The organism is Saccharopolyspora karakumensis, from assembly GCF_004349225.1.
GTDB lineage: Bacteria > Actinomycetota > Actinomycetes > Mycobacteriales > Pseudonocardiaceae > Saccharopolyspora > Saccharopolyspora endophytica.
Genome location: NZ_SMLA01000011.1, coordinates 1 through 26,581 on the forward strand (window position 1 = coordinate 1; position 26,581 = coordinate 26,581).

General features: G+C 67.8%; 29 protein-coding genes and 4 tRNA genes. 27 read left to right on the forward strand and 6 right to left on the reverse strand.

The features are described from left to right. Positions 1-232 (reverse strand): VOC family protein (locus E1202_RS10160; protein ID WP_207918547.1); only part of this gene is annotated, 232 nt, incomplete at its 3' end. Positions 233-462: 230 nt separating this feature from the next. Here E1202_RS10160 and E1202_RS10165 point away from each other — a divergent pair. Continuing rightward, complete coding sequence (locus E1202_RS10165; RefSeq protein ID WP_132682501.1) at positions 463-822, forward strand: hypothetical protein; 360 nt, start codon at positions 463-465, stop codon at positions 820-822. 536 nt (positions 823-1,358) lie between these two features. Here the strand turns inward: E1202_RS10165 and E1202_RS10170 are convergent. After that, complete coding sequence (locus tag E1202_RS10170; RefSeq protein WP_132682503.1) at positions 1,359-1,985, reverse strand: maleylpyruvate isomerase family mycothiol-dependent enzyme; 627 nt, start codon at positions 1,983-1,985, stop codon at positions 1,359-1,361. 238 nt (positions 1,986-2,223) lie between these two features. Here E1202_RS10170 and E1202_RS10175 point away from each other — a divergent pair, with 238 nt between their 5' ends. Continuing rightward, on the forward strand, positions 2,224-2,385 hold the full coding sequence (locus E1202_RS10175) for a hypothetical protein (RefSeq protein WP_235877996.1): 162 nt from the start codon (positions 2,224-2,226) through the stop codon (positions 2,383-2,385). Positions 2,386-2,672: 287 nt separating this feature from the next. Here the strand turns inward: E1202_RS10175 and E1202_RS10180 are convergent, their stop codons facing one another. Then, the gene (locus tag E1202_RS10180) at positions 2,673-3,458 is read right to left on the reverse strand and encodes an oxidoreductase (protein WP_132682505.1); all 786 of its coding nucleotides are present in this window, start codon (positions 3,456-3,458) and stop codon (positions 2,673-2,675) included. Positions 3,459-3,588: 130 nt separating this feature from the next. Between E1202_RS10180 and E1202_RS10185 the strand changes: the two genes are divergently transcribed. Beyond that, the gene (locus tag E1202_RS10185; RefSeq protein WP_132682506.1) at positions 3,589-4,185 is read left to right on the forward strand and encodes a TetR/AcrR family transcriptional regulator; all 597 of its coding nucleotides are present in this window, start codon (positions 3,589-3,591) and stop codon (positions 4,183-4,185) included. Between the two features lie 456 nt (positions 4,186-4,641). Here E1202_RS10185 and E1202_RS10190 read toward each other — a convergent pair. Beyond that, a tRNA-Tyr gene (locus E1202_RS10190) sits at positions 4,642-4,723 on the reverse strand. A gap of 73 nt (positions 4,724-4,796) precedes the next feature. Further along, positions 4,797-5,102 carry a hypothetical protein gene (locus E1202_RS10195; protein ID WP_235877999.1) on the reverse strand — a complete coding sequence of 102 codons (306 nt, stop codon included), beginning with the start codon at positions 5,100-5,102 and terminating at the stop codon, positions 4,797-4,799. Positions 5,103-5,175: 73 nt separating this feature from the next. Between E1202_RS10195 and E1202_RS10200 the strand changes: the two genes are divergently transcribed. The 13 genes from E1202_RS10200 to rplA all read left to right on the forward strand — a co-directional run bounded on the left by E1202_RS10200 (position 5,176) and on the right by rplA (position 14,031). After that, complete coding sequence (locus E1202_RS10200; protein ID WP_132682509.1) at positions 5,176-5,430, forward strand: hypothetical protein; 255 nt, start codon at positions 5,176-5,178, stop codon at positions 5,428-5,430. Positions 5,431-5,481: 51 nt separating this feature from the next. Beyond that, entirely contained in the window at positions 5,482-6,459 is a 978-nt protein-coding gene (locus E1202_RS10205; RefSeq protein ID WP_235878002.1) for an alpha/beta fold hydrolase, read from the forward strand. Between the two features lie 312 nt (positions 6,460-6,771). Next, on the forward strand, positions 6,772-9,399 hold the full coding sequence (locus E1202_RS10210; protein WP_132682512.1) for a putative bifunctional diguanylate cyclase/phosphodiesterase: 2,628 nt from the start codon (positions 6,772-6,774) through the stop codon (positions 9,397-9,399). A 132-nt stretch (positions 9,400-9,531) separates the two neighbouring features. Beyond that, a tRNA-Thr gene (locus E1202_RS10215) sits at positions 9,532-9,604 on the forward strand. A gap of 102 nt (positions 9,605-9,706) precedes the next feature. Continuing rightward, positions 9,707-9,782: transfer RNA gene (locus E1202_RS10220), tRNA-Met, on the forward strand. Positions 9,783-9,846: 64 nt separating this feature from the next. After that, positions 9,847-10,011, forward strand: a complete 165-nt coding sequence (gene rpmG / locus E1202_RS10225; RefSeq protein ID WP_132621563.1) for a 50S ribosomal protein L33 — start codon at positions 9,847-9,849, stop codon at positions 10,009-10,011. Between the two features lie 142 nt (positions 10,012-10,153). Beyond that, a complete protein-coding gene (locus E1202_RS10230) occupies positions 10,154-10,603 on the forward strand; it encodes a MaoC family dehydratase N-terminal domain-containing protein (RefSeq protein WP_132682514.1) in 450 nt (149 codons plus the stop codon). Continuing rightward, positions 10,600-11,019: a MaoC family dehydratase gene (locus E1202_RS10235; protein ID WP_132682516.1), complete on the forward strand. Its 420-nt coding sequence runs from the start codon at positions 10,600-10,602 to the stop codon at positions 11,017-11,019. Before E1202_RS10230 ends, E1202_RS10235 begins: the two co-directional genes overlap by 4 nt. A 177-nt stretch (positions 11,020-11,196) precedes the next feature. Beyond that, a tRNA-Trp gene (locus tag E1202_RS10240) sits at positions 11,197-11,269 on the forward strand. A 30-nt stretch (positions 11,270-11,299) separates the two neighbouring features. Then, positions 11,300-11,674 (forward strand): preprotein translocase subunit SecE, encoded by a 375-nt coding sequence (secE, locus tag E1202_RS10245; protein ID WP_132673909.1) that lies wholly within the window; start codon positions 11,300-11,302, stop codon positions 11,672-11,674. A gap of 79 nt (positions 11,675-11,753) precedes the next feature. Beyond that, positions 11,754-12,641 carry a transcription termination/antitermination protein NusG gene (gene nusG / locus E1202_RS10250; protein ID WP_132682517.1) on the forward strand — a complete coding sequence of 296 codons (888 nt, stop codon included), beginning with the start codon at positions 11,754-11,756 and terminating at the stop codon, positions 12,639-12,641. A 154-nt stretch (positions 12,642-12,795) separates the two neighbouring features. Continuing rightward, on the forward strand, positions 12,796-13,230 hold the full coding sequence (gene rplK / locus E1202_RS10255; protein WP_132621571.1) for a 50S ribosomal protein L11: 435 nt from the start codon (positions 12,796-12,798) through the stop codon (positions 13,228-13,230). Positions 13,231-13,323: 93 nt separating this feature from the next. Further along, complete coding sequence (gene rplA, locus E1202_RS10260; protein WP_132682519.1) at positions 13,324-14,031, forward strand: 50S ribosomal protein L1; 708 nt, start codon at positions 13,324-13,326, stop codon at positions 14,029-14,031. A 208-nt stretch (positions 14,032-14,239) separates the two neighbouring features. Here the strand turns inward: rplA and E1202_RS10265 are convergent, their stop codons facing one another. After that, the gene (locus E1202_RS10265; RefSeq protein ID WP_132682521.1) at positions 14,240-15,001 is read right to left on the reverse strand and encodes a hypothetical protein; all 762 of its coding nucleotides are present in this window, start codon (positions 14,999-15,001) and stop codon (positions 14,240-14,242) included. A 294-nt stretch (positions 15,002-15,295) separates the two neighbouring features. On the opposite strand from E1202_RS10265, the gene rplJ reads away from it, so the two are divergent. The 11 genes from rplJ to E1202_RS10320 all read left to right on the forward strand — a co-directional run bounded on the left by rplJ (position 15,296) and on the right by E1202_RS10320 (position 26,569). Next, positions 15,296-15,811 carry a 50S ribosomal protein L10 gene (gene rplJ / locus E1202_RS10270; protein WP_132682523.1) on the forward strand — a complete coding sequence of 172 codons (516 nt, stop codon included), beginning with the start codon at positions 15,296-15,298 and terminating at the stop codon, positions 15,809-15,811. Between the two features lie 132 nt (positions 15,812-15,943). Continuing rightward, positions 15,944-16,330 (forward strand): 50S ribosomal protein L7/L12, encoded by a 387-nt coding sequence (gene rplL / locus E1202_RS10275; RefSeq protein WP_132673914.1) that lies wholly within the window; start codon positions 15,944-15,946, stop codon positions 16,328-16,330. 486 nt (positions 16,331-16,816) lie between these two features. After that, positions 16,817-18,058 carry an ABC transporter ATP-binding protein gene (locus E1202_RS10280; protein ID WP_132682525.1) on the forward strand — a complete coding sequence of 414 codons (1,242 nt, stop codon included), beginning with the start codon at positions 16,817-16,819 and terminating at the stop codon, positions 18,056-18,058. Next, the gene (locus E1202_RS10285) at positions 18,055-18,843 is read left to right on the forward strand and encodes an MlaE family ABC transporter permease (protein WP_132682526.1); all 789 of its coding nucleotides are present in this window, start codon (positions 18,055-18,057) and stop codon (positions 18,841-18,843) included. The genes E1202_RS10280 and E1202_RS10285 overlap by 4 nt, the downstream gene beginning before the upstream one ends. 22 nt (positions 18,844-18,865) lie before the next feature. Continuing rightward, positions 18,866-19,705 carry an MlaE family ABC transporter permease gene (locus E1202_RS10290; protein WP_132682528.1) on the forward strand — a complete coding sequence of 280 codons (840 nt, stop codon included), beginning with the start codon at positions 18,866-18,868 and terminating at the stop codon, positions 19,703-19,705. Then, positions 19,702-21,045, forward strand: a complete 1,344-nt coding sequence (locus E1202_RS10295; RefSeq protein WP_132682530.1) for an MCE family protein — start codon at positions 19,702-19,704, stop codon at positions 21,043-21,045. Before E1202_RS10290 ends, E1202_RS10295 begins: the two co-directional genes overlap by 4 nt. Further along, positions 21,042-22,103 (forward strand): MCE family protein, encoded by a 1,062-nt coding sequence (locus E1202_RS10300; RefSeq protein ID WP_132682532.1) that lies wholly within the window; start codon positions 21,042-21,044, stop codon positions 22,101-22,103. The genes E1202_RS10295 and E1202_RS10300 overlap by 4 nt, the downstream gene beginning before the upstream one ends. Next, positions 22,100-23,080, forward strand: a complete 981-nt coding sequence (locus E1202_RS10305; protein ID WP_132682533.1) for an MCE family protein — start codon at positions 22,100-22,102, stop codon at positions 23,078-23,080. The genes E1202_RS10300 and E1202_RS10305 overlap by 4 nt, the downstream gene beginning before the upstream one ends. Then, the gene (locus E1202_RS10310) at positions 23,077-24,270 is read left to right on the forward strand and encodes an MCE family protein (RefSeq protein WP_132682535.1); all 1,194 of its coding nucleotides are present in this window, start codon (positions 23,077-23,079) and stop codon (positions 24,268-24,270) included. The genes E1202_RS10305 and E1202_RS10310 overlap by 4 nt, the downstream gene beginning before the upstream one ends. Continuing rightward, positions 24,270-25,466 (forward strand): MCE family protein, encoded by a 1,197-nt coding sequence (locus E1202_RS10315; RefSeq protein ID WP_132682537.1) that lies wholly within the window; start codon positions 24,270-24,272, stop codon positions 25,464-25,466. Before E1202_RS10310 ends, E1202_RS10315 begins: the two co-directional genes overlap by 1 nt. Then, positions 25,466-26,569 (forward strand): MlaD family protein, encoded by a 1,104-nt coding sequence (locus E1202_RS10320; RefSeq protein ID WP_132682538.1) that lies wholly within the window; start codon positions 25,466-25,468, stop codon positions 26,567-26,569. The genes E1202_RS10315 and E1202_RS10320 overlap by 1 nt, the downstream gene beginning before the upstream one ends. Positions 26,570-26,581 lie beyond the last annotated feature (12 nt).

A 26,581-nucleotide genomic window follows, 5' to 3' on the forward strand; every position in this document is an offset into this window, starting at 1 on the left:
CCCGACCCCCGGTCTGGTTCCCCACGGCCGCCACCTGCCGCTCCCCGTCCGCCTCGGCCAGCAGAAGGCCCGTGCCCGCCGCCGGCGGCCGCACGACGACCCACCGCTTCTCCCGCCCGTCGTTGGTCAACGAAGGCGAGTCCTCCACCAGCTCGAACCCCAGCACACCCACGAAGAACGCGATAGCCCGGTCGTAGTCATCCACCACAAGAGAAACCAAAGAGATCCGCACCAACCCATCCTCCCGCCAACAGGCCCCATGGGACTGACAGACCTGCCAACCGCCCCTCCCTCAGGGAGTGCCGGAATACCGCAGTGATCAGACCCCGGAATACGGCCGTATTCCGGGTGCGGACGTCTCCTGCAGCTGTTGTGCCGATGCGCGGTTGTCGAGGCGGACCTGTTGGTGCCAACGAGGTTCCGGTGAACTGCGAGGTGCAGATGCGAGCTGGGGCGCGTCCGGTGACTTCGGTCGACGTCGACGAACGAGCAGCAGGCGAGAACGTGGGGGTGTCGGCCAAGCACGAGTTGGAACTCGTCGGTGGACGGCGCGTGCTGCTGCTGGACGACGGAGGATGGGCCTCGTCAGCGGGCTGGGAACGGACATCGGAGAAAGCCGTGCGCAAAACGGCACGCGTGGTGGTGGGACCCGACGAACCGGTGGACGGCCAGTCCCCAGCCGAAGCGGAGGCCGAGCACTGGGCCCACCTGGCATCGGCAGCCCTCCGCCAGGGCGTTTCCGTGAGCGCGTCCGAGCTGGAACACCTGCCGCACGACGTCGAGTTCGACGACCGCCTCCTGCTGCACCTCAACACCGGCTGAAGATCGCCCAGAGCTACGGCCGGTACAGATTCACGCGCGTCAGCAACCAGAACGCATCGAGCTCACGGGTGGTGAGGGCGCGGGTCGCGGTGGCTGTCCGACTCGGGCGCGGCAGCCGGGCTCTGCGTCTCCCGGGCCGACCGCGCGGCCTGCGCACACGTACTTCGCGGGGATGCGCCGGACCGTTCGATCAGCGTCTGAAGACGCTCTCATCGCCAATTCAGCTTTGAATCATGCCCGCTCGCCAGCCTGTTCCTGCCGCTAAGTGGAGTAGCTCGACGTTGGGAGAACTCGTGAAGCGAATGCCAGGCCAGGCATTGACCCTAGCCCTGCTGTTGGCAGGGGCGAGCCTGATCGTCGGTGATCTACTGTGCACCCCCCGCAGCTGGTCAGGCTGGTACCAGCTTGGGATCGGACTGCTGTTTTGGAGCCTGATGTCTGTGAACCATCGTCTCGACCGGATGACGCTCGCTACCCAACGGGACATGTCGTAGCGCGCGCAGTCCCGCTCCGGGCGGTGTGGCCGGCGCGGATTGTCAGATCACGGCGGCTAGCTCGTCGAGTCCCGGCCCGTCGAGGTAGTCCAATGCCACCCGCCGCCCGGAAATGGCCAGGAGAAGTGGCAGCGTGGGACCTCTCACCTCCGGACCATCGCCGCATGACACGTCGGCGTCCGTTGCTGTCAGCCGTGCGCGGGCCACGAGTTCCTTGGCGCCGCCGAAGAAGGCTGGGGTGCGAGCCTGCAGGCGCAGTGATCTGACGACGGCCTCCTTCGGGTAGAAGCGGGTGAGCCCCAGAGGTCGGCGAATGTCCTCGCCGTGCACGACCTGTTCGACAAGCCGGCTGTCGACGGGCCCGGGCGGGGTCGACCTCCGCGATGCCACCTGACGAAGCCGCTCCAGCGTCTCCTGCGGTGAGGCACCGCGCTCACGTTCGACACCGCGGGCGTTCTGGCGGTGAAAGTCGAATCGCGCCCGAGCGAGGTCAACCACGAAACCGAGCCGCGTCGTCCGGGCTGAGCTGACCAGATGGGCGGCCACGTCGTGCACGCTCCAGTCCTCGCACAGCGACGCCTCGTCCCACCGTTCGTCGTTGAGGTTCTCGAGGTCGTCGATCAGCGCCGCACGCTCCGCGTGCACGATCGACCAGACAGCATCGCCCACGATGTCCTCCTTCGGTGGCAGGCGTCTCCGCCAGATGCAGACTCGCGGTGACGGGGTAACTCATCGCAAGAGCTGCTTCCTCGGCTTCTGGTACGTACCAGCCCCAAGTTCGAGCGGCGCAGTCCAGACCGCCATAGCCGCGGACGCCGTGCGCCATTGAAGGAAGGGCAAGCTGCGCGGCAGACAGCCCAAGCTCTCGCCGAAGCACAGGGGGCAAGCGTACGCATGACTTGCCGCCATGCTGGTGTCCACGTGGCTCAACGGTGGAGTCGAAGCGACTCGCGTCGCGGAGTGGGCCGGTCACAGAGTGGGCGTCCTGCTTCGCGTCTACGCGAAGTGCCTGGACGGCGGCGAGCAGGAAGCCCGCCGGCGAGTGGAACAGGCGCTGAGCACGACCTGATCTCTTTTACCGTGTCTTTACCGTGGAACGTCGTACACGGCCGGACGGCGCCGGACACAGCGGGACTGCAAAGCAAAGACCCCGTGACCGCTTTGGTGCTGGTCACGGGGTCTTTCTCCTGCGGCTCGCCTGGTTGGCAGCGCACAGCCGGACAACGCGAAACGGCCCCCTGTCCGCTTACGTGCTGGTCAGAGGGGCGTCTCGCGCCGGCGGAAGCGTCGGCGAGGTCATCTGCGGGAGACGCATGCCAGGAAGAGCAGAACGTCGCGCGTCCCGGTGGCTGTGCGTCACACAGACTTGATCGCGCCCCCGTCGATGATGTGGTCCGCCCCGGTGGTGCTGCCTGCGAGCGGTGAAGCTAGGTATGCAACAAGGTCAGCGACCTCCGCAGGATTCACGAGCCTGCCGGTGACCATCCCCATGGTGGCGGGGAGGTTGTTCATCAGCTGCTCCCGACTCAGGCCGAGGGACTCGGCGAGCTCAGCTCCATAGCCGTCCGATGATTCCCACATGTGAGTCCGGACAGGGCCAGGTGAGACTGTGTTGATGCGCACTCCTTGCGGTCCGAACTCTTCCGCTACCGCCTTCCCGAAGGCGGTGAGCGCAGCCTTGGCGGTGGTGTAGGTGATCGGGCCGGCATGCGGGATTCGGGCACCGTTGGACGAGATGTTGACGATCGCGCCCCGGCTCTCCAGAAGATGAGGCAGTGCGGCCCGCGTGGTGCGGACTGCCGCCAGGAAGTTCAAGTCGAACGCGCTGCTCCACTGCTGATCGGTGAAGGCGAGGAACCCGCCGGTCTGACCACCGCCGTCACCACCCCCCACGTTGTTGACCAGCACATCGAGACGCCCAAGCTCTGCCTCCGCCCGTTCGATGAGCTGAGCAGGGCCGTCGGGAGTGGACAGGTCAACGGACACACCGAGCGCCCCCGTGGCCTGGAGTTCGGGTGTGATCGTCCGTGCTGCTGCCAGCACCCGCATTCCTTCGCCGATCAAGGTCGAAACCGTGGCCAACCCGATTCCTCGGCTTGCGCCGGTCACGACAGCGACCTTGCCGTCCAGCTGCAGATCCATGTGAGGCCTCCACGTCCAATTAGCGTCACCAGTGATGCGACTAACGTAAGAGATGCAACAGGCGTGTCGCAAGTTGAGTGCGAGTGGCGACTACCTCGTAGCATGGAGAGGATCATGAGGAGGGGCCCATATGGAGCAGGAGAGGCGAGTGCGGCCTATGCGTGCAGACGCCGAGCGGACAGCGAATGCGATTCTCGAGGCCGCGGAACGCGTGCTGAGCGCCAATCCTGCAGCCACCATGGAACAGATCGCGGAGGCTGCGGGCGTTGCCCGGACGACCGTGCATCGCCGGTTCACCAGCCGCGAGGACCTCGTCGATGCCATGACAGCCTGGGCCACTCAGCAGTTCCACGACGCCGTCACCAGCGCCCGGCCCGAGACCGCTCCGCCACTGGTCGCGCTCTATCAGGTGACCGCAAATGTGCTCCGGGTCAAGATCGGTTGGGGGTTCGCCATGAACGCCATCAAGCCTGAGGATTCCGAGGCTGCACGCGTACATGCGGACGTGCTTGACCAGTGCGACCGCCTCTTCCGGCGGTTGCAGCACACAGGTGCCCTACGGCCCGACACCGACCTGACCTGGGCTAGGCGCACGTATTACGCGCTGATCCACGAAGCCGCACAGACCCAGCTCACCGACGCCCGAGACGTGGATGAACTGGCAACGCTCGTCGTGGACACACTGCTGACGGGCGTCGGCCAGCAGCCGCTCGAGCCCAACGTCTAGAAGAGCACTCGCGCAACACCCAGCTCCCGTGTACTGGCCTACCCCCCGATTCCGCGACGGTCGCCGAGTCGGAGCTGTCGTAGACGCTGGCGGAGCTCATCGAGGCAGGAGTTGACGCGGTAGCAATTCAGGCCAGCGGCGGTGTCGACGATCTCGCGGGCGGGCGGTGACCGCCTGCTCGACCTCGTTGGCCTGGAGGTACGACGTGGCGAGCACCGTGCTGCAGAAGGGCAGCCTGCGGACATACAGGCTTTCAGAGACCTCAATGGACGTGGCCGTGTACTCGGTCCTGGAGGCAGGAAGAGATCGCCCGCGCGAGAGTGGAGGCCCTTGATCAACTGACCACTGGTTGACCACCGCCAGTCGTACTGAGCCGGTAGTGGCCGTACACAGCCGTACAACGCGAAACGGCCCCCTGACCGCTTAAGTGCTGGTCAGGGGGCCGTTCCTCCTGGGTGCCGGGTGGAGGATTCGAACCTCCGAAGGCAATGCCGGCTGATTTACAGTCAGCTCCCTTTGGCCGCTCGGGCAACCCGGCGTGCTCGCCAGCGCGCTGGCTTGCGAGAAAAGAATACAGACCAGCCGTCGCGGTTCCTCAGCGGGGGTGGGCCTCAGGCTTCCTCTGGGCGGAAGACCAGGTCGTCGGCCTTGGCCTCGCCTGCGCGCAGGATCTCGCGGGCCTCGTCGTCGAGGGTGGCGGGGAAGTCCGGGCCCGCCGCCTTGATCAGGACCATGAGGCGTTTCGCCAGGCCGCGGGCTTGGGTGAGGCGGATCTGGTCGGCGGTCAGCAGCTGGCGGGACTCGTCGAGCATCTTGCGGTAGCGGTGGTTGAGGTCCGCGCGGTCGAGGAGTTCCAGCGCTCGCGTGAGATCCGCGAGTTCCGACGTTGCGACCTGGACGAAGTACGGATCGAGCACGCGCACGACCCTACTGGTGGCGCATCGACGTCGGCGGTGCTGCTCAGCGGCTTCGCCGGGTTAGCGTGGAGGCATGGCCATCGACCGCGCGGGACGCGCGAAGCGGCGCGAGGAGTTGCGGGCCGCCGCGCCCGCACCCGTACCGGAGCGCTCCAGCGCGGGGAGCGCGGCGATGGAGGTCGAAGGGCTGTTCAACGTCGGGGTCAAGCACCAGCTCGACCACCTCGCCTGGGTCGAGGTGGCGAAGGAGGACGAGCGGGAGTCCGGTGCCGGTCCGCTCGACCTGGACTCCAACGTGGTGCGGCTCAAGCCCTCGGATTCGGCCTAGACCAGCGCACGGCTGATGCGCGCGGTCGGCCCGACTCCGTATGTTCGAAGTGTGCCCTCGAGCGCTCCATCCACCCCAGGGTCTGCCACCGATGTCGGCCCCGGCTACTTCGGCCACCTGCACTGGCAGCGTTACCAGGCGTTCTTCCCCGGCGCGCTGCGCCTGAGCGCCGACAACGCACCCGACGAGCAGTGGTGGCAGTGGCGCGGGCTGAAGGTGCACGTGGACCGCGTCGAGCGCGCTGGCGCTCCCGCCAAGGTCATCGCGTTGCACGGCGTCGGCACCTACGGGCGGATGCTCGCCCCCTACGGCAGGCTGCCCGCGCTGGCCGACCTCGACTTCATCGCCCCCGACCTGCCCGGATTCGGGCTGACCGGGACACCGCTGCTCGGCGCGACCTACTCGGACTGGCTGAACTGCGCCCGCGACCTGGTCGAGCGCGAGAAGGCGCGCGATTCGCGTCCCGTCATCCTGCTGGGCGTGAGCACCGGTGGCCGGCTCGCCTACGACGTCGCCGCGAGCACGGACGTCGGCGGCGTCGTCACCACGTGCCTGGCCGACCCGTGCCGCGACGAGGTCCGGCGGGTGCTGGCCGCGCGACCTGAGATGGCGCGCTGGGCCGGTCTGCTCTCGCTCGTGCGCGAACCGCTGTCGGCGGTGCGGGTGCCCGTGCACTGGCTGGTCAACATCGCCGCGGTGTCCAACCAGACCCAGTACGCCAACCTCGCCTGGGCCGACGAGCTCGCCGGTGGTGGCTGGATCTCGCTGCGCTTCGCCCGCAGCTGCCTGGCCACCGCACCGGTCCTGCCACCCGAGCGCTTCGCCGGGACGCCGCTGCTGCTCGCGCACCCCGACGAGGACCGCTGGACGCCGCCGCTGCTGTCGGAGGAGTTCTTCGACCGCATCGCCGGTCCGACCCGCACGACCGCGCTGCGCGGGTCGGGTCATCTGCCCGTCGAGGAGTCCGGGCTGGCCGATCTCGACCGTGCTGTGCGTGACTTCCTGGACGAGTTCGATCTACAAGGATGACCACTTGTGGTCAGACCGAATACGTACCGTTACCTCGATCTGATGTTGTTGCGGTGATCCTCACAAAGTTGTGAGTGAGCCGCGCGAAGCCCAAGGACTTCTTGCGCTCCACCGCGCTCGGCGAAATTCCCGCAGGTCAGAGTGGCCTTGAAAGAAAGCGCTACCGCGCCACCCGCCGGTTGAACTCATCTGATGCGTGCATCCGGAGTGTGTCGGGAGGGCCATTCGACCCTGGCCATCCGTGCTCACGTGCGTCACGATCGGCGGACGGACATCTGTGGTACGGCCGTATCGCCAGCGGGAGGAGCGTGGATGATCGAGCGTCACCGCTCCCTCGGTCCGCATTCCGGTCTGGAACCATCCAGGCCACCGGTCAGAGCCGAAGTCGATCCGGTGCGCCGCCGGATGTTCGCGACCTTCTCCTTCGTGGTGCTCGCCGCGGGCGTGGGGGTCTCCCTGCTCACCGCCGGCGGCCTCGAATCGCGCTACACCCCTGAACTGCTGTTCATCGGTCCGCTGCTGGCCGTCGGGTTCCTGCTCGCCGAGCAGCTGACCATCGACGTCGACGTCAAGCGCGTCGGCTGGACCATCTCCTTCACCGAGATCCCGCTGCTGCTCGGTCTGCTCACCGCGCCGTTCGAAGTGGTGCTCGCGGCGAACCTGCTGGCGGGGCTCGGTGCTCAGGTGGGCAGGCGCGCGGCCACCCACGTCGTCTACAACGCCGGCGTGCTGTGCCTGGAGATCGCGGTGCCGTTCGCGGTCGCCAACCTGGTCAACCAGGCCCTCATCGGCGTCGCCCCCGACTGGTTCGGTCCCGTCGTCGGCACGCTGACCTCGCCGCTGATCAGCTGCGGGTTCGCGCTGGCCGCGCTGACCGTGCTGGGCGGTGCGATGAAGGTCGCCGCGGGTGCGCGGCTGGCCGGGCGCACGCTGGCCGTCGGCCTGCTCAACACCTCCGTCGGTCTCATCGGGTACGAGGTCGCCATCGGCACGCCGTGGGGCTGGCTGCTGGTCGGGCTCGTCGCCGTTGCCGTGATCGGCCTCTACCGCGCCTACTCCGACCTGCTGCGCGAGCAGCGCGACCTGGAGGCGCTCAGCGACGTCAGCCTCAGCGTGGCCCGCTCCGGGCAGGGCGCGCAGACCTCGCCCGACCCCGTCGGCGAGCAGGCCGTGCCGGTCGGCGAGTGGGAACCCGTCGCCGAGCGGATCCGCGAGCAGCTCAACGCCACCCGGGTCGTGCTGCGGCTGCGGCTGGACCCGCGCGGTGAGGTCACCACGCTGGTCGCCGGTGAGGCGATGCCGGACGCCGCGGTCCAGGCGGCGCCGGACGCGCTGCGCGACGACCCGCTGCTGCAACTCCCCGGCAGCCACGTGCGCTCCTTCCGGACCCTCGAAGCGCCGGAGGAGGTCCGCCGCGCGCTGCGGCAGCGCGGCGCCTACGAGGCGCTCGTGGTCCCGCTGCGAGGCGCCAGCCAGCTGCTGGGCGCCGTGGAGGTTCACGACCGGGTCAGCCGCTGGCGCGGGTTCGGCCGCGCCGACGTGCGACTGCTGCACACCCTGGCCAGCCACCTGGCCACCGCGATGGACAACCGCAGGTTGCTGGCCAGGCTGCGGCACGACGCCTACCACGATCCGCTGACCGGGCTGCTCAACCGCACCGGCTTCCGCGAGATCTCCGGTGACGAGCTCCGCGCGGGCCGCGCCGCCGTCGTGCTGCGGGTGGACCTGGACCTGCTCACCACGGTCAGCGAAGCCCTCGGGTACACCTGGGGCGACCGGATGGTGGTCGCCGCCGGGCAGCGGATGCGCGAAGCCCTCGGTGATGCTCCGCTGGCGCGCTTGGAGGCCAACTCCTTCGCCGTGCTGCTGCTCGACCACACCGAGGAGCAGGCGCACCAGGTGGCGCTGCGGCTGTGCGACGTGATCGCCATGTCCTACCCGCTGGACCGGATAGTGGTGGAGGCCGCCGGCGTCGCCGGTTACGCCTCCTCGGCACCCGCCGACGGCGAGGCCGAGACCGACGTCGACACGCTGCTCCAGCACGCCGATGTGGCGGTGCGGGCCGCGCGCAACGGCGAGGACGGAGTGCGCTGCTACGCGCCGGCCATGGGCCAGGTGTTCCTGCGCCGCTTCCAGCTGGTCACCCAGTTCCGGCAGGCGCTGGACACCGGTCAGGTCGAGGTGCACTACCAGCCGAAGGTGGCGCTGCCGGAACGTCAGGTCGTCGGCGCCGAGGCCCTGGTGCGCTGGTCGCACCCCGAGTACGGGCGGCTGGATCCGGACGAGTTCGTGCCGCTGGTGGAGGCCACCGGGCTGGTCGACGCGCTCACCGCGTTCGTCCTGGAGTGCGCGCTGGTCAAGATCCGGCAGTGGCTCGACCGCGGGCTGCGGATGTCGGTGGCGGTGAACCTGTCGGTGCGCAACCTCGCCGACGAGACCTTCCCCGAGCGGGTCGCCGAGGCGCTCGAACGCCACGACATCCCGCCGGAGCTGCTCACGCTGGAGCTGACGGAGTCCAGCGTGATGGCCGACAAGGAGCGGTCGCTGCCGGTCCTGCGGCGCCTGCACGCGATGGGCGTGGTGCTCGCGGTGGACGACTTCGGCACCGGCTACTCGTCGCTGGCCTACCTGCGGCAGCTGCCGGTGGACGAGGTCAAGATCGACAAGAGCTTCGTGCTGGGCATGGGAACCGATCTCAGCGACCTGGCGGTGGTCCGCACGATCGTCGAGCTCGGCCACTCGCTGGACCTCGCGGTGGTCGCGGAGGGCGTCGAGGACGACGCCGCGCGCGATCAGCTGGTGGGCATGGGCTGCGACGTGGCTCAGGGCTACCTGATCTCCCGCCCGCTGTCCGAGGAGCGCTTCGAGGCGTGGCTGCAGGCCCGCACCAAGCGCGATCGGGGCAGCCGCGAGGAGACCGTGCTCACACTCCTGCACTGATGTCCGAATTCGCCCGATCCGGTGGGGTGCGCCGTGAAAAGGCGGCCATGACCTGCGTTTTCGCAAAAAGGTACCCCCCTGTTTCGAGGGGGCCCGCAGGTGTGTAAAGTTCTAATCGCTCCGCAAGGGCACGCCCCAATAGCTCAGTCGGCAGAGCGTCGCCATGGTAAGGCGAAGGTCTACGGTTCGATTCCGTATTGGGGCTCGAAAGGCAGCCGCGGTGCTCGGTAAACTGGGTGCTGTGGCTGTTTTGCGTGGGATATCCTGCGTCGCTTGAGGCAACCGGTGCACACCGCGGCCTCGGCATGGCGGTGTAGCTCAGTCGGTAGAGCAAGCGGCTCATAATCGCTGTGTCGCCGGTTCAAGTCCGGCCACCGCTACCAGTCACGGGTTCGCAAGGATCTCTCCAGCGAACCGACCCGTTACGACCGAGAGAAAGGCACCCCCGTGGCCGCCACCGACGTTCGACCCAAGATCACGCTGGCGTGCGAGGAGTGCAAGAACCGCAACTACATCACCAACAAGAACCGGCGCAACAACCCGGACCGCTTGGAGATGAAGAAGTTCTGCATGAACTGCGGCACGCACAAGCTCCACAAGGAGACCCGCTGATCCCGGCGGTTCCTTCGGAACGCCTTCGAGAGCCCGTCCCCGGTTGATCCGGGGGCGGGCTCTTCTCGTCGTCCGGGGCGCGGGCTGCTCGGAAGGTCAAAGCGGGTCCGCCGATCCGGATCAGACCTAGTAGCCTTCCCGCGTGCCGCTCGACCAGTCATTCATCGGACGTGAATACCCGCCCACCGAGCCCTACGAGGTGGGTCGGGAGAAGATCCGCGAGTTCGCCCGCGCGATCAAGGACGACTCCCCGCTGCACCACGACGTCGAGGCCGCCGAGTCCGCCGGCTACCCAGACGTGATCGCGCCGCCGACCTTCGCGGTGATCCTCTCGATGGCCGCGCAGGACCAGATCGTCGAGGACGACCAGCTCGGCCTGGACTACAGCCGCGTGGTGCACGGCCAGCAGGACTTCGTCCACCACCGGCCGATCCGCGCCGGTGACCGACTGCTGACGGTCGCGCACGTCGACGACATCAAGACCCGGGCGGGCAACGACTTCCTGACCGTCCGCGCGGAGATCACCACCACCGACGGGGAGCAGGTCTGCACCGCCACGTCGATGTTGGTCGTGAGGGGGCCTGAGGCGTGAAGCTGTCGGAGATCAACGTCGGGGACGAGCTGCCACCGCTGAGCGTGCCGCTGGAGCGGTCCGATCTGGTCCGCTACGCGGGCGCCTCGGGCGACTTCAACCCGATTCACTGGAACGAGCGGTTCGCCAAGGAGGTCGGCCTCCCGGACGTGATCGCCCACGGGATGCTGACCATGGCGCTGGCCGGGCGGCTGGTGAGCAGCTGGACGGGTGACCCGGGCGCGATCGTGCGCTACGGCGTGCGCTTCACCCGGCCCGTGGTCGTCCCGGACGACGGCAGCGGCGCCGTGGTGGAGCTCGGCGGCAAGGTCGCGAAGATCAACGACGACGGCACGATCAAGGTCAACATCACCGCGAAGTCCGCCGAGCAGGGCGTGCTGGGCGGCGCTTCGGCCACGGTCCGCATCCCCGCGTGACGCACTGCGCTCACCAGCGGCGAAGTCGTCTTCTCGCCAACACGGGGGGTGCCGTTGGAGAAGCGTTCTCCACGTGCCGTACACTTTCGAACCTGGGATGCCTGAGCACCTTGGAACCACAGTTTCAGGGCTGGTGAAGGGCGTCCCGACTTTGCGGTCGGGCTTCACAGGCCGCAGAGGGGTGTAGCTCAATTGGCAGAGCAGCGGTCTCCAAAACCGCAGGTTGCAGGTTCAAGTCCTGTCACCCCTGCGTCGATGCGACGGTGAGCGGAGGATGGTCGTGAGCGAGGACCGCGAGCAGGGCCAGGACGGAGCGCGCGAGGGCGCACGTCCGTCCAGCGCCGCGGCGCGGCGCGAACGTCGTGCCTCCGCCCGTTCCCAGTCGGGCTCCGGTCCGGCGCGCACAACTGAGTCGAAGGGTCGGCCCACTCCCTCGCGGGATGGCCGGCAGGGTCGGGTTTCGCTGTTCCGGAAGATCGGACGCTTCCTGCGCGAGGTCGTCGCCGAGCTGCGCAAGGTCATCTGGCCGACACGCAAGGCGCTGATGACCTACACGCTTGTGGTGCTGGTGTTCGTCAGCATCATGGTGGCGTTCGTCGCGGGCGTGGACGTGCTCTTCGCGAAGGGCGTGGGCTGGCTGTTCGGCACTGGCTGAACCTCCGGGCCCGCCTAAGTGGTGCCGGCGGCGAAACAACGACCCGGCACGCAACGCACGAGAGGAAGCGAGACCGACTGTGACCTCGCACGAGGAGACCTCCAAGGAAGCCACCGGCCTCACCGACGAGCAGGTGCAGCCCGAGGCTGCCGAAGCCGGGGCCGTGTCCGTCGAGGCTGACGCGGCCGGCGCAGTCGATTCCTCGGAAACCGACTCCGCCGAAGAGGCCGACGACGCCGCGGCCGACGAGACCGAGGCCGCTGACGGTGAAGAGACCGCGTCCGAGGACGCGGAAGCCGACGAGACCGACGCCGAAGAAGCCGACGCCGAAGAGGTGGAAGCCGAAGAGGTGGACCCGGTCGAGGAGCTGCGCGCCGCGCTGCGCCGCGCGCCCGGCGATTGGTACGTGATCCACTCCTACGCGGGCTACGAGAACAAGGTCAAGACCAACCTCGAGACCCGTGCTCAGACGCTCGACGTCGAGGACTACATCTTCCAGGTCGAGGTGCCGACCGAAGAGGTCACCGAGATCAAGAACGGCCAGCGTAAGATGGTGCAGCGCAAGGTGCTGCCCGGCTACATCCTGGTTCGGATGGATCTCAACGACCAGTCGTGGAGCGCCGTGCGCAACACGCCGGGTGTGACCGGATTCGTCGGTGCGACCTCCAAGCCTTCGCCGCTGACCATTGACGACGTGCTGAAGTTCCTCGCGCCGCAGGTCGAGGAGAAGAAGCCGGAAGCGGGCAAGAAGACCGGCGCGGGTCAGACCGCCGCCGCGACCAAGACCGCGGTCGAGGTCGACTTCGAGGTCGGCGAGTCCGTCACCGTGATGGATGGCCCGTTCGCGACGCTGCCGGCCACCATCAACGAGGTCAACGCCGACGCCCAGAAGCTCAAGGTGCTGGTGTCGATCTTCGGCCGCGAGACCCCGGTCGAGCTCTCGTTCGACCAGGTCTCCAAGCTCTGACCGCTCTCCCGTCTGCGGGAGCGCGGCGGGCTGCGCGTGGATCTGGCAGGACCCGCGCAGCAGGGGCGATTCCACCGTCTCGTGGTCTCGCCAGATTCGGTGCCGCCTTCCGGCGGGATCGAGCAACCGGATAGCGAAGACACAGGAAGCAAACATGCCGCCCAAGAAGAAGAAGCTGGCAGGGATCATCAAGCTGCAGATCCAGGCCGGCCAAGCCAACCCGGCTCCGCCGGTCGGTCCGGCGCTGGGTCAGCACGGCGTCAACATCATGGAGTTCTGCAAGGCGTACAACGCGGCCACCGAGGCTCAGCGTGGCAACGTCGTGCCGGTTGAGATCTCCGTGTACGAAGACCGGTCCTTCGACTTCAAGCTGAAGACTCCGCCGGCCGCGAAGCTGCTGCTCAAGGCCGCTGGTGTGCAGAAGGGCTCCGGCGAGCCGCACAAGTCCAAGGTCGGCAAGGTCTCCATGGAGCAGGTCAAGGAGATCGCGCAGACCAAGATGGAAGACCTCAACGCCAACGACATCGACCAGGCCGCGAAGATCATCGCCGGTACTGCTCGTTCGATGGGCCTGACGGTCGAAGCCTGAGCCGCTGCCGGTTCCACCGGCGCGCACGGGTAGTGGGAGGGCTCATGCGCAGCCCGACCAACCACAACTGATCCACTGACTCTTAGGACAGAAATGGCACAGCGCAGCAAGGCATACCAGCAGGCGGCCGAGCTCGTCGACCGGGAGCGTCTCTACACCCCGTCGGAAGCCGCCGAGCTGGCGAAGAAGACCACCAAGGTCAAGTACGACGCCACCGTCGAGGTCGCTCTGCGGCTGGGCGTCGACCCCCGCAAGGCAGACCAGATGGTCCGCGGCACCGTGAACCTGCCGCACGGCACTGGTAAGACTGCCCGCGTCATCGTGTTCGCCACCGGCGACAAGGCCGCTGAGGCCGAGGCCGCCGGCGCGGACGCGGTTGGTTCCGAGGACCTGATCGAGCGCATTCAGGGCGGCTGGCTCGATTTCGACGCGGCGATCGCCACCCCGGACCAGATGGCCAAGGTCGGCAAGATCGCTCGGGTTCTCGGCCCGCGCGGCCTGATGCCGAACCCGAAGACCGGCACCGTCACCCCGAACGTCACCAAGGCGGTCGCGGACATCAAGGGCGGTAAGATCAACTTCCGCGTCGACAAGCAGGCCAACCTGCACTTCATCATCGGCAAGGCGTCGTTCGACACCGAGAAGCTGGTGGAGAACTACGCGGCGGCGCTGGACGAGATCCTGCGCGCCAAGCCGTCGGCGTCGAAGGGCCGGTACCTGAAGAAGGTCACCTTCACGACCACGATGGGCCCGGGCATCCCGGTGGACCCGACCGCCACGCGCGTGTCGGCTTCCGCCTGATCCGATATCCCTTCGAAAGAGGGCGAGCGCTCCACGAGCGCTCGCCCTCTTTCGCATTCCAGAACGATTCTTGTCGTACCCGGATGCTCGATATCCCATTTGCTCGGACGGTTTTGAGCAAAACCGACCCGCTTCGGCGAAATGGTGACGGGGAGTGTCGAGGCCATTACTCCGGAACGACGATTGCGACTGTTCCGGAATTGCGCGGTCAGGGGCACGCGGAACTCGTCAGGGCATAAGCGGAGATGGTCCACCCGCCTTGTGGCGTGCGGGTGAGTTTGAAAGTCCCGAGCCCCGGTCCGCCGCTGACCCGGATCCGGCAACCCGGCACCTGCGCTTCCGGTCCCGCTTCCACGATGGCGTCGTGGGCGAATTTCGGATTCGCGTAAGCGTTGAGGTCGGTGATCCGGCCGTGCACCGCGCGCGCCGCGCCAGCGCAGTCAGGAGCGCCGTAGGCGGCGGCGAAGTCGGCCTTGCCCTGGTCGTCGAACAGCGCGCACGCCTGCTCCGGTGGTTCGGCCCGCAGGTAGTTGAAGACGCTGCGAATGGCCTGCTGCGGGTTCTGCGCGGTCATCGGCACCGAGTCGACCGGCGCGCTCCCTCCGGAGCCGTTGCCGCTCGACGAGCCGTCGCTGCCGCCGAAGTAGTGGTCGTAGGCCAGGTTCAGCAGGAGCAGCGCGACGAGGACGTAGATGATCCGCCGCACCCACTTGTGGCGCAGCAGGCCGAGAGCCTTCTTCCACCAAGGCTTCTCGGGCGCCGGGGTGGTCGTGCCGCCGCCCTGGCACGCCTGCCGCTCCTTGAACCGCTTGAACTCCAGGAACTCCCGGTACTCCGGGTCGTCGGCCGCCTTCGCGGCGTCGCCGCGCGGAGCCGGTTCCGGGGGCCGGTCGTACTCGGCGACCTCGACGACATCGGCGTCGACGATCTCGGGCAGGTTGTCGGAGCGCGGTTCCCGCTGATCAGCCACGCACACATGATGCCGGGCGACGGGGGGCCGGTGGAAGCGCCCGTCCCGAGTCGAGTACTCTTGTCGAGGTTCCACCCAAGACCGCTGGTCTTCCTCCCGGCTCGGCAACGAGCGGGAAGGAACGAAGGTCCCGTGAGATGCGGGCGGCCCGCGCAGGAGGGACGAGGCTGGTCGCGCGTGTCTTGTCGCGCGCGCACCGATTGTGACGCCCCGTGCTGCCCTGCGCCGGGGCGTTTTGTCGTCTCAGGACCGACTGGATGGGTCAGCCACAGTCGGAAACAGAGAGGAGGCGACATGGCGAAGTCCGACAAGGTCGATGCGGTCAGCGAGATCTCGGAGAAGTTCAACAACTCCACCGCTGCCGTTGTGACCGAGTACCGCGGGCTCTCGATGGCTCAGCTGTCTGAGCTGCGCCGCGCGCTCGGTTCGAACGTGAGCTACCGTGTCGCGAAGAACACGCTGGTCAAGCGTGCCGCCGAGCAGTCGGGCGTCGAGGGTCTCGACGACCTGTTCGTCGGCCCGACCGCGATCGCCTTCGTCGAGGGCGAGCCGGTCGACGCAGCCAAGGCGATCAAGGAATTCGCCAAGGGCAACCAGAACCTGGTGGTCAAGGGCGGGTACATGGACGGCCGCGCGCTGTCCGTGTCCGAGGTCGACAGCATCGCCGACCTCGACTCGCGCGAAGTCACGCTGGGCAAGCTGGCCGGTGCCATGAAGGCCAAGATGAACCAGGCCGCAGCGCTGTTCGTCGCACCTGCTTCGCAGGTCGCTCGCATGGCCGCCGCCCTTCAGGAGAAGAAGGGCGAGTAAGACTCTCCGCAGTCCGCAGTGGACGGTGCGTGAGAGCGCGCCGTCGACGCGGGTCCGCGGACCGTCTTTCGCGCGACAACCCCCACCGGGATGCCGACGGCATCCGGGCTTTGAGCAGAAAGGAACGCCGACATGGCGAAGCTGAGCAACGACGAGCTGCTGGACGTCTTCAAGGAGATGACCCTCCTGGAGCTGTCGGAGTTCGTGAAGCAGTTCGAGGAGACCTTCGACGTCACCGCCGCCGCCCCGGCCGCGGTCGCCGTTGCCCCGGCCGCCGGTGGCGAGGCCGCCGCCGCTGAGGAGCAGGACGAGTTCGACGTCGTCCTCGAGGGCGCCGGCGACAAGAAGATCCAGGTCATTAAGGTCGTCCGCGAGATCGTCTCCGGCCTGGGCCTGAAGGAGGCCAAGGAGCTCGTCGAGGGCACCCCGAAGGCCATCCTGGAGAAGGTCGACAAGGAGAAGGCCGAAGAGGCCAAGGGCAAGCTGGAAGAAGCCGGCGCCTCCGTCTCCGTCAAGTGACCCTGTCTTCCTGATCCGGTTCTCCCGCTGCGTGGCGGTGCCGTTGGCGGAACCTGACACGCCGTCTGGACTCCGGGCGCCACTCCTCGTGTATGCCAATACACGTCGTCGCGGCGTCCTCGCCAGACGACGTGTCGGAACCCGCGGCGGCGCGGACCGCTCAGGTGGTCCCCGCGCTCGCGGCTCCGCCGCTTGCACCGGGTTGGGAACTGGTTCTGGGTCTCTGACTCACGGTAAGAGAACGGGCACTCGCTGTTGCGGGTGCCCGTTCTCTTTTCCTTTGCGCGGAAACAAGGGCCTTTTTTCGGACGAATCCGAGATGGCTCCTTGATTTGTAGTGAACTCATGAGTAACCCTGCTGCGTCGAGCTCGTTGCATAGGTGTGACGCCAACTACCTTCGTTAGGCGCGTCACGTGTGCAAGGGTGCTTCTTCGGGGATGGATTGCCTCCCCGAAATCGGTGTAATCGAGGACGCGGAGGTTCCGATGGGCGTCGAGGTGGTTGTCGACGGGCTCTCGAAGTCCTTCGGCCCGCAGACCATCTGGCGGGACGTCTCGCTGAATCTGCCCCAGGGCGAGATCAGCGTGCTGCTCGGGCCTTCCGGCACCGGTAAGTCGGTGTTCCTGAAGTCGCTGGTGGGTCTGCTCAAGCCGGACGAGGGCAAGGTCGTCATCAACGGGACGGACATCTGCACTTGCTCGGAAAAGGATCTCTACGAGGTCCGCAAGCTTTTCGGCGTGCTGTTCCAGGACGGCGCGCTGTTCGGTTCGATGAACCTCTACGACAACATCGCCTTCCCGCTCCGCGAGCACACGCGCAAGAGCGAGTCCGAGATCCGCAACGTCGTGCTCGAGAAGATGGAGATGGTCGGTCTCATCGGCGCGGAGGACAAGCTCCCCGGTGAGATCTCGGGCGGCATGAAGAAGCGCGCCGGTCTGGCCCGCGCCCTCGTGCTCGACCCGGAGATCCTCCTGTTCGACGAGCCCGACTCCGGTCTGGACCCCGTCCGGACCGCGGTGCAGAACCAGCTGATCGTCGACCTCAACGCGCAGATCGACGCGACGTTCCTGATCGTCACCCACGACATCAACACCGCGCGGACCGTGCCGGACAACATCGGCATGCTCTACCGCCGCAACCTGGTGATGTTCGGCCCGCGCGAGGTGCTGCTGACCTCCGACGAGCCCGTGGTGGTGCAGTTCCTCAACGGCCGTCCCGACGGCCCGATCGGCATGAGCGAGGAGAAGGACACCGCGCTGGTGGAGGCGGAGCTGGCCAAGCACGGCCGGCCCCAGGTGCCGCCGATGATGCCGCAGCTGGAGGTCAGCCCGGGTCTGCCGGACCGCACCGCCGTGCACCGCCGCAAGGACCGCGTGCTGCGCCAGCTGCGCTCGCTCAACCCCTCCGCGCAGGAGGAGATCCTCAAGAGCCTGACGCCGGACGAGCTGGCCCTGTACGGGTTCGCCTCGCCCGCGACCGGCTCCTGGCCGCAGCAGCAGGCCGCCCCGCAGGCTCCCGCTCCGCAGGCGCCGCCGCAGCAGTTCCCGCCGCCGCAGCCCGCCCCCGCGCAGCAGCCCGCTCCTGCTCAGCCGCAGCAGCAGATGCGGCCCTCGCCGCATCCGCGCCAGCCCGAGGAGGAGCCGGCCTGGCCCGGTGGGTTGCAGGCCGAGGAGGAGACGGCGGGTTCTCGTCGCCGTTGGTTCGGCCGCAAGCGAGGTGAGCAGTGAGCGCGTCCCGGGCGCAATTCCCCGGTGCCGGTGGGCTGCGCCAGACGGGCCGCCTGTTCGCGCTGGGGATGGACATCGTGCGGGCGATGCCCGCGCGACCGTTCCAGATCCGCGAGTTCATCCAGCAGTGCTGGTTCATCGCCAGCGTCACGATCCTGCCGACGGCGCTGGTCTCGATTCCCTTCGGCGCGGTCATCGCGCTCCAGCTGGGGTCGCTGACCAGGCAGATCGGTGCGCAGTCGTTCACCGGTGCCGCCAGCGTGCTGGCGATCATCCAGCAGGCCAGCCCGATCGTGACGGCGCTGCTGATCGCCGGTGCCGGTGGTTCGGCGATCTGCGCCGACCTGGGATCGCGCAAGATCCGAGACGAGATCGACGCGATGGAGGTGCTCGGCGTCTCGCCGATCCAGCGCCTCGTGGTGCCCCGGGTGCTGGCCGCGATGCTGGTCGCCGTGCTGCTCAACGGCATGGTCAGCGTCGTCGGCGTGGTCGGCGGCTACACCTTCAACGTGATCATGCAGGACGGTACGCCGGGTGCCTACATGGCCAGCTTCAACGCGCTGGCGCAGCTGCCGGACCTGTGGATCAGCGAGCTCAAGGCCCTGATCTTCGGCTTCTTGGCAGGCGTGGTGGCGGCCTTCCGGGGTTTGAACCCGCCACCGGGCCCGAAGGGCGTCGGGGACGCCGTGAACCAGTCGGTGGTGATCACCTTCCTGCTGCTGTTCGCGGTGAACTTCATCCTCACGACGCTGTACATGCAGCTGGTCCCGCCGAAGGGAATGTGATGGCCGCCAGGGGAATGGGAACATGGTGACGATCTCGCAGCGCGCCAAGCGCGCGGCCCGACGGCCGGTGGAGATGCTGGACGACCTGGGTGACCAGATGTCGTTCTACATCCGATCGCTGGCATGGATCCCGCGGGCGATCCCGCACTACGCCAAGGAAACGCTGCGCCTGCTGGCCGAGGTCAGCTTCGGCAGCGGCGCCCTGGCGGTCATCGGCGGCACGGTCGGCGTGATGATCGGTCTGACGCTGTTCACCGGAACGGTCGTCGGCATGCAGGGCTTCGCGGCTCTCGACCAGCTGGGCACCTCCGCCTTCGCCGGCTTCATCTCGGCCTACTTCAACACGCGTGAGATCGCGCCGCTGGTGGCCGGTCTGGCCCTGTCGGCGACGGTCGGTTCCGGGTTCACCGCCCAGCTCGGCGCGATGCGGATCTCCGACGAGATCGACGCGCTCGAGGTCATGGGCGTACCGAGCCTGCCGTACCTGGTGACCACCCGCGTGATGGCGGGCTTCGTCGCGGTCATCCCGCTGTACGTGCTGGGCCTGCTGACGTCCTACGTCGCGGCCCGGGGCGTCACGGTCCACCTCTACGGCCAGTCGGCGGGCACCTACGACCACTACTTCAACCTGTTCCTGCCTCCCGAGGACGTGCTGTGGTCCTTCGGGAAGGTCCTGATCTTCAGCGTGGTGGTGATCATGACGCACTGCTACTACGGATACCGCGCCAGCGGCGGCCCCGCCGGGGTCGGCGTCGCGGTGGGACGCGCGGTGCGGACCGCGATCGTGACCACCGCCCTGCTGGACTTCTTCCTCAGCCTCGCGATCTGGGGCACCACGACGACCGTTCGGATCACCGGATGAGCGCGCGGGGAGCGGTCACCACGGTCAAGCGCAGGGTGATGGGTCTGGCGCTGCTGATGAGCATGGTCATGTTCGTCGTGCTGTGCCTGGCGTTCTACAACAAGGCGTTCACGGCGTCCTCGGACGTCATCCTCAAGGCGGCCTCCACGGGCAACCAGCTGCTGCCGGACTCCGACGTCAAGGTGCGCGGGATGATCGTGGGCCGGGTCGTCGAGGTGAAGTCCGACGGCAAGGGCGCCGAGCTGCACCTGGCGCTGCAGCCGGACATGGCCGAGAAGATCCCGGCCAACGTCTCCGCGCAGCTGCTGCCGCGCACCTTGTTCGGCGAGCGCTACGTGTCGCTGGACCTGCCGGAGGAACCCTCGTCGAAGACGCTGGCCTCCGGCGGCGTGATCGAGCAGGACCGCACCCGCGCGGGCCTGGAGCTGGAAACCGTGCTGGCGGACACCATGCCGGTGCTGCAGGCGGTGAACCCCGACGACCTGTCGGCCACGCTCAACGCGCTGGACCAGGCGCTGTCGGGCCGCGGCGAGCAGGTCGGCGAAACGCTGAGCCAGCTCAACACCTACCTGGACGGGCTCAACCCGTCGGTGCCGGACCTGCGGGACAACCTGCGGGAACTGGTCGGCGTCGCGCAGACCTACGAGCAGGCCGCGCCGGACATCATCTCCGCGCTGGACAACTTCTCCACCACGGCGCGAACCCTGGTGGACCAGAAGCAGAACCTGCAGGAGATGACCGGGCAGCTCACCACCACCTCCGGTGACCTGACGACGTTCCTCGACGCCAACGGCCAGAACATCATCCAGCTCGCCGACGCCCAGCGCCCGACGCTCGACGTGCTGGCCAAGTACTCGCCGTCCTACCCGTGCTTCCTCGGCGAGATGGAGGAGTACGTCCCGCGCATCCGCAAGGCGTTCGGCGAGGGCACCAACGAGCCCGGTCTGCACGTGACGCTGGAAATCGCGCCGCACCGCGGCAAGTACCGCCCGAACCAGGACGAGCCGGAGTTCGCCGACAAGCGCGGACCGCGTTGCTACAACTTCATGGAGCACCTCGACCCGATGCCGGAGTACCCGCCGGACGGGCCGTTCAAGGACGGTTCGGTTCCCCCGCCCGCATCGCGCCCGGCCAACGGCGGCCTGAACCCGCCGGCGGGCAGCACTCCCCAGTCGGCACCGGCGGGCACCGCGGCCCAGTGGGTCAACTCGCCCGCTGAGCGCGACATGGTCGCCACCGTGCTGGCTCCTGCTCTGGGCCGTCCCTCCTCGGAGGTTCCCGGCTGGGGCAGCCTGCTGGTCGGACCGGTCCTGCGAGGTGCGGAGGTGAGCTACCGATGAACGGGATCAGCATTCGCGGGCCACTGGTCAAGTTCCTGGTCTTCGTGGTGATCACCTCGCTGGCCACCGGCCTGCTGATCATGACGATCGCCAACCAGGACCTGCGCTCGGCGAGCTCCTACACCGCGCGGTTCACCGACGTCACCGCCCTCAACGAGGGCGACGAGGTGCGCATCTCCGGTGTGAAGGTCGGTGAGGTCGAGAACATCGAGCTCGTCGACAACAAGGTCGCCGAGGTCAGGTTCAACGTCGCCGATCGGCGGCTGCCGTCCTCGGTGACCGCGACGATCAAGTACCGGAACCTGGTGGGGCAGCGCTACATGGCGCTGGAGCAGGGCGCCACGCCGACCACCGGCTCCGGCGGGGCCTCCGGCCGCACCGTCCAAGGTGGATACCTGCCGGTGGGCGGCACGATCCCGCTGGAGCGCACCAAGCCGGCGCTGGACCTGACCGTGCTGCTGGGCGGCTTCAAGCCGCTGTTCCAGGCGCTGTCGCCGGAGGACGTCAACAAGCTGTCGTACCAGATCATCCAGGTGCTGCAGGGTGAGGGCGGCACGGTGGAAAGCCTGCTGTCGCACACGGCTTCGCTGACGACCACCATCGCCTCGCGCGACCAGGTGATCGGCGAGGTCATCAACAACCTCAACGGCGTGCTGGACACCGTGAACACGCGTGACCAGCGGCTCTCCGAGCTGGTCGGCCAGCTGCGGCAGGTGGTGTCCGGGCTCGCCGAGGACCGCGAGTCCATCGGCAGCGCGATCACCGCGATGGACGGTCTGACCAACACCACCGCCGGGCTCCTGCAGGACGCCAGGCCAGGGTTGCAGCAGGACATCGCCGGTCTCGGCGAGGTGTCGAAGAACCTCAACGACCACGAGCAGGTGGTGGACCAGGTGCTGCGCAACATGCCGAACAAGCTGGAGAGCTTGACCCGGACCGCCTCGCACGGGTCGTGGTTCAACTTCTTCCTGTGCAAGACCTCCGGCAACGTCGGCGTCGGCGACATCAACCTGCCGCTGCCGCTGATGCCGGTGACCCAGCCGAGGTGCCAGCCATGACTTCCTTCTCCCAGCGCGACCCGCTCAAGATCGGCGTCGCCGGCATCCTGGTGCTGGTGCTCGCGTTCCTGCTGGTGGCCAACTACGAGCGGCTGCCGCTGATCAGCGGCACCACCTACACCGCGCAGTTCACCGAGGCCGCGGGACTGCGCGAGGACAACGAGGTCCGGGTCGCCGGGGTCAAGGTCGGCACCGTGTCCGACGTCGAGCTCGAAGGCGACCACGTGCTGGTCAGCTTCCGGGTCTCCGACACCGAGCTCGGTGACCACACCACCGCGGCGATCAAGGTCAAGACCCTGCTCGGCCAGAAGTACCTGGCGCTGGACCCGCAGGGGTCCAAGGAGCTCGACAACGACCAGCCGATCCCGCTGAACCGGACCATGTCGCCCTACGACGTCATCGAGGCGTTCAGCGACCTGTCCAAGAACGTCGACCAGATCGACACCGCGCAGCTCGCGAAGAGCTTCGAGACGCTGTCGAGCACGTTCAAGGACACCCCGGGCGAGGTCAGCGGGGCCCTCAACGGGCTTTCGCAGCTCTCCAAGACCATCTCCTCGCGCGACGAGCAGATCGAGCACCTGCTGAACAACACCACGCAGGTCTCCCAGCAGCTCGCCGACCGCAACGAGGACTTCGAGAAGCTGCTCTCCGACGGCAACCTGCTGCTGCAGGAGCTGCGGGCCCGCCGCGACTCGATCTCGTCGCTGCTGACCGGGACCCAGGAGCTGTCGCAGCAGCTGACCGGGCTGGTCGACGACAACCAGGCGCAGCTCGGGCCGACGCTGCAACAGCTGGACAAGGTGACCAAGATGCTGCAGCGCAACCAGCAGAACCTGGACCGGAGTCTGAACACCTTCGCGCCGTTCACCAGGTTGTTCTCCAACGTCCTCGGCAACGGGCGCTGGTTCGACACCTACATCTGCGGCATGCTGCCGCCCGCCGTGGGGCCGATCAACCAGGAGGGTTGCAAGCAATGACGAGCGCACCCTCGAAGAGCTCGAACCTGGCCAAGATCCTCACCATCGGGGTCGTCGTCGTGCTGCTCGGCGCGGTCGGCGGCTGGTGGCTGTTCTACGGAGCGGCGGAGCGCAAGGTCACCGCCTACTTCGACGCCGCTGTCGGCCTGTACCCGGGCGGTGACGTGCGCGTCCTCGGCGTCCCGATCGGCACCATCGACGAGGTGACGCCGCAGGGCAAGCAGGTCAAGGTCACGCTGAGCGTGGACCGCGACACCGCGATCCCGGCCAACGCGAGCCTGGTCGCGGTCTCTCCCAGCATCGTCTCCGACCGGTACGTGCAGTTCGCCCCGGTCTACAAGGGAGGCCCGAAGCTGGGCGACGACGCGGTGATCCCCGCCGAGCGCACCGCGACGCCCGTCGAGCTGGACAACATCTACCGCAGCCTCAACGACCTCACCAAGGCGCTGGGACCCGACGGGGCCAACAAGAACGGCGCGCTGACCGACCTGCTCAACACCGGTGCCGCCAACCTGGAGGGCAACGGCAAGGCGCTGTCGGAAACGCTGCGCAACCTCGGCGAGGCGGGGACGACGCTGTCGGGCAACAGCGAAGAGCTGTTCAAGACGGTCGACAACCTGCAGCGCTTCACCGGGATGCTGGCCGAGAACGACGGCCAGATGCGCCGGTTCAACACGCAGATGCAAGAGGTCAGCAGCAACCTCGCCGGAGAGCGCAACGACATGAGCGCGGCCCTGGCCGAGCTGTCCGTGGCGCTGGGCAAGGTGGAGTCCTTCGTGCGGGACAACCGCTCACAAGTGCAGTCCAACGTCAGCCAGCTCCACGACGTGGCCGCCGTGCTGGTCAAGCAGAAGGCAGCGCTCAACGAGTCGCTGACCACCGCGCCGCTGGCGATGAGCAACCTGAACAACTCCTACAACGGCGCTTCCGGAACGCTGGACCAGCGCGCGATGTTCAACGAGCTCAACCAGCCGCCGCTGGTGGCCGTGTGCAAGCTGCTCGACCAGTCCACGCCGCAGCAGGTTCCGCTCGAGGTCAGCAGCGCCTGCGACGCCCTGCGCCCGGTGCTGGCCGGCGGCGAGAAGCTGCCGACGCTGGCCGAAACGGTCAACTCGGTGCAGAACGGCAAGCTGCCGCCGTTGCCGCTGCCGCTGACCAACGGACTTCAGCCCGCTGGAGGTGGCCGGTGATGCGGTCCGGTTTGACTCGTCTGGTGCGATCCGTCTTCACCCGCTCCTCGGCCGTCAAGGTCGGCGCGGTCGCGACGGTCGGCCTGCTGGCGCTGTCGGGTTGTTCCTCCCGCGGCGTCTACGACATGCCGCTGCCGGGCGGCGCCGACGTCGGCAGCCGCCCCTACGACGTGAAGGTCCGCTTCGCCGACGTGCTGGACCTGGTGCCCAACGCGGGCGTCCGGGTCAACGACGTCGCGGTCGGCCGGGTCTCCAACATCGCCCTCGCTCCGGGGACGTGGGAGGCCGAGGTGACCGTCACCGTCAACGGCGACGTGAAGCTGCCGGCCAACGCCATCGCCCGGCTGCGCCAGTCCAGCCTGCTCGGTGAGAAGTACGTCGAGCTGGCCGCTCCGCCGCAGGCGGCCTCCGGGCGGCTGACCGACGGCGCGACCATCGGGCTCAACCGCTCCAACCGCAACCCCGAGGTGGAAGAGGTCCTCGGTGCGCTGTCGCTGCTGCTCAACGGTGGTGGTGTCGCGCAGCTGCAGGACATCACCAAGGAGCTCAACAAGGCGATGAGCGGCCGCGAGTCCGACATCCGCGGCCTGCTGAACAACCTCGACGAGCTCGTCTCCGGGCTCGACGCGCAGCGCAACGACATCGTGCGCGCGCTGGACAGCATCAACCGGCTCTCGGCCAAGCTCAACGAGCAGCGCGGCAGCATCGACACCGCGCTGCGCGACCTCGGCCCCGGTCTGCAGGTGCTCAACGAGCAGCGCGGACAGCTGGTGACCATGTTGCAGTCGCTGGACCGGCTCTCGGGCGTGGCGACCAACGTCGTCGACAAGTCGCACGACGACCTGGTGCACGACCTCAACCAGCTGGCGCCGACGCTGCACCAGCTCGCCGCCGCCGGTGACTCGCTGCCGAAATCGCTGGAAACGCTGGTCACCTTCCCGTTCCCGGACAACGCGGTGAACGGCATCGGGGGCAGCGACTACAACAACCTGTACCTCAAGGTCGACCTGAACCTGAGCTCGATCGTGGAGAACCTCGGGCGCTCCCGCCAGCCGCTGCTGCCGGCGCCCGACGGGCTCCCGCTGCCGCTGAACGGACAGACGCAGCAGCCCCAGCAACCCGCACCGCCCCAGCCGAAACCGGAAGAGGAATCCGGTGGCGGACTGCTGGGCAGGCTGTTCGGAGGTGGCAACTGATGCTCACCCGTCGAGCCCGATTCCAGATCATCGGCTTCGTGCTGATCGCGCTGATCGGTTGCAGCTACGCAGGGTTCAAGTACGCGGGCCTGGACCGGCTGTTCGGCAACCGCGGCTACGAGGTGGCGCTCAACCTGGCCAGCACCGGCGGTGTCTTCGAGAACGCGGAGGTCACCTACCGGGGCGTGCCGATCGGCCGGGTCGGCGAGCTCAAGCTCACCGACGACGGCGTCCAGGTCCCGCTGGACATCGAGGAGAGCGCCCCGGCCATCCCGGCCGACGTGGAAGCCGTGGTCACCAACCGGTCCGCGGTCGGTGAGCAGTACGTGGACCTGCGTCCCAAGAAGAACGGTGGCCCGTACCTCGAGGAGGGTTCGGTCATCGCCGAATCCCGCACCACCACGCCGCTGCCGGTCCAGGACCTGATGATGAACCTGGACTCGTTCGCCAACTCGGTGCCGCAGGACTCGCTGCGCACCGTCGTCAGCGAGCTGGGAACCGCCTTCCGCGACAACGGCGGTCACCTGCAGACCATCTTGGACACCTCGCGCGAGTTCACCACGCAGGCGCAGAACCACCTGCCGCAGACGGTGCAGCTGCTGGAGGACGGCAAGACCGTGCTGGCGACGCAGAACGACCAGGGCTCGGCGATCAAGTCCTTCAGCAAGGACCTGAACCTGCTGTCGCAGTCGCTGGAGCGCTCCGACGGCGACCTGCGCGGCGTCATCCAGAAGGCGCCGCCCGCCGCGGTGCAGCTGTCCGGCCTGATCAAGGACAACCCCAGGCTCGGGCCGCTGCTGGCGAACCTGACCACGACCGCGAAGCTGCTGTCGTCGCACACCGACGGCATGGAGCAGCTGTTCATCAGCTACCCGGCTCAGGTCGCGGTCTCCAACACCGTCGTACCCGGAGATGGCACCGCTCACTTCGGACTGGTTCTCAACCTGTTCGACCCGATGCCGTGTACCAAGGGGTACGAGGGAACACCGGAGCGGACCGGCACCGACATGTCGCCGGCACCGCTCAACAAGGACGCGCACTGCGCGGAGCCTCCGGGCAGTCCGACCTCAGTGCGCGGCGCGCAGAACGCACCCGGGCAGTAAGAGAGGCAACAC

Bases quoted from the DNA above. Each gene is read 5' to 3' on its own strand.
- rplJ (WP_132682523.1), top strand. From the start codon at position 15,296: ATGGCGAAGTCCGACAAGGTCGATGCGGTCAGCGAGATCTCGGAGAAG.
- E1202_RS10305 (WP_132682533.1), top strand. From the start codon at position 22,100: ATGACTTCCTTCTCCCAGCGCGACCCGCTCAAGATCGGCGTCGCCGGC.
- rplA (WP_132682519.1), top strand. From the start codon at position 13,324: ATGGCACAGCGCAGCAAGGCATACCAGCAGGCGGCCGAGCTCGTCGAC.
- E1202_RS10180 (WP_132682505.1), bottom strand. From the start codon at position 3,458: ATGGATCTGCAGCTGGACGGCAAGGTCGCTGTCGTGACCGGCGCAAGC.
- rplK (WP_132621571.1), top strand. From the start codon at position 12,796: ATGCCGCCCAAGAAGAAGAAGCTGGCAGGGATCATCAAGCTGCAGATC.
- E1202_RS10315 (WP_132682537.1), top strand. From the start codon at position 24,270: ATGCGGTCCGGTTTGACTCGTCTGGTGCGATCCGTCTTCACCCGCTCC.
- E1202_RS10295 (WP_132682530.1), top strand. From the start codon at position 19,702: ATGAGCGCGCGGGGAGCGGTCACCACGGTCAAGCGCAGGGTGATGGGT.
- rplL (WP_132673914.1), top strand. From the start codon at position 15,944: ATGGCGAAGCTGAGCAACGACGAGCTGCTGGACGTCTTCAAGGAGATG.
- E1202_RS10310 (WP_132682535.1), top strand. From the start codon at position 23,077: ATGACGAGCGCACCCTCGAAGAGCTCGAACCTGGCCAAGATCCTCACC.
- E1202_RS10200 (WP_132682509.1), top strand. From the start codon at position 5,176: ATGGCCATCGACCGCGCGGGACGCGCGAAGCGGCGCGAGGAGTTGCGG.
- E1202_RS10300 (WP_132682532.1), top strand. From the start codon at position 21,042: ATGAACGGGATCAGCATTCGCGGGCCACTGGTCAAGTTCCTGGTCTTC.
- E1202_RS10210 (WP_132682512.1), top strand. From the start codon at position 6,772: ATGATCGAGCGTCACCGCTCCCTCGGTCCGCATTCCGGTCTGGAACCA.
- E1202_RS10320 (WP_132682538.1), top strand. From the start codon at position 25,466: ATGCTCACCCGTCGAGCCCGATTCCAGATCATCGGCTTCGTGCTGATC.
- E1202_RS10185 (WP_132682506.1), top strand. From the start codon at position 3,589: ATGGAGCAGGAGAGGCGAGTGCGGCCTATGCGTGCAGACGCCGAGCGG.
- E1202_RS10280 (WP_132682525.1), top strand. From the start codon at position 16,817: ATGGGCGTCGAGGTGGTTGTCGACGGGCTCTCGAAGTCCTTCGGCCCG.
- E1202_RS10175 (WP_235877996.1), top strand. From the start codon at position 2,224: ATGCTGGTGTCCACGTGGCTCAACGGTGGAGTCGAAGCGACTCGCGTC.
- E1202_RS10290 (WP_132682528.1), top strand. From the start codon at position 18,866: ATGGTGACGATCTCGCAGCGCGCCAAGCGCGCGGCCCGACGGCCGGTG.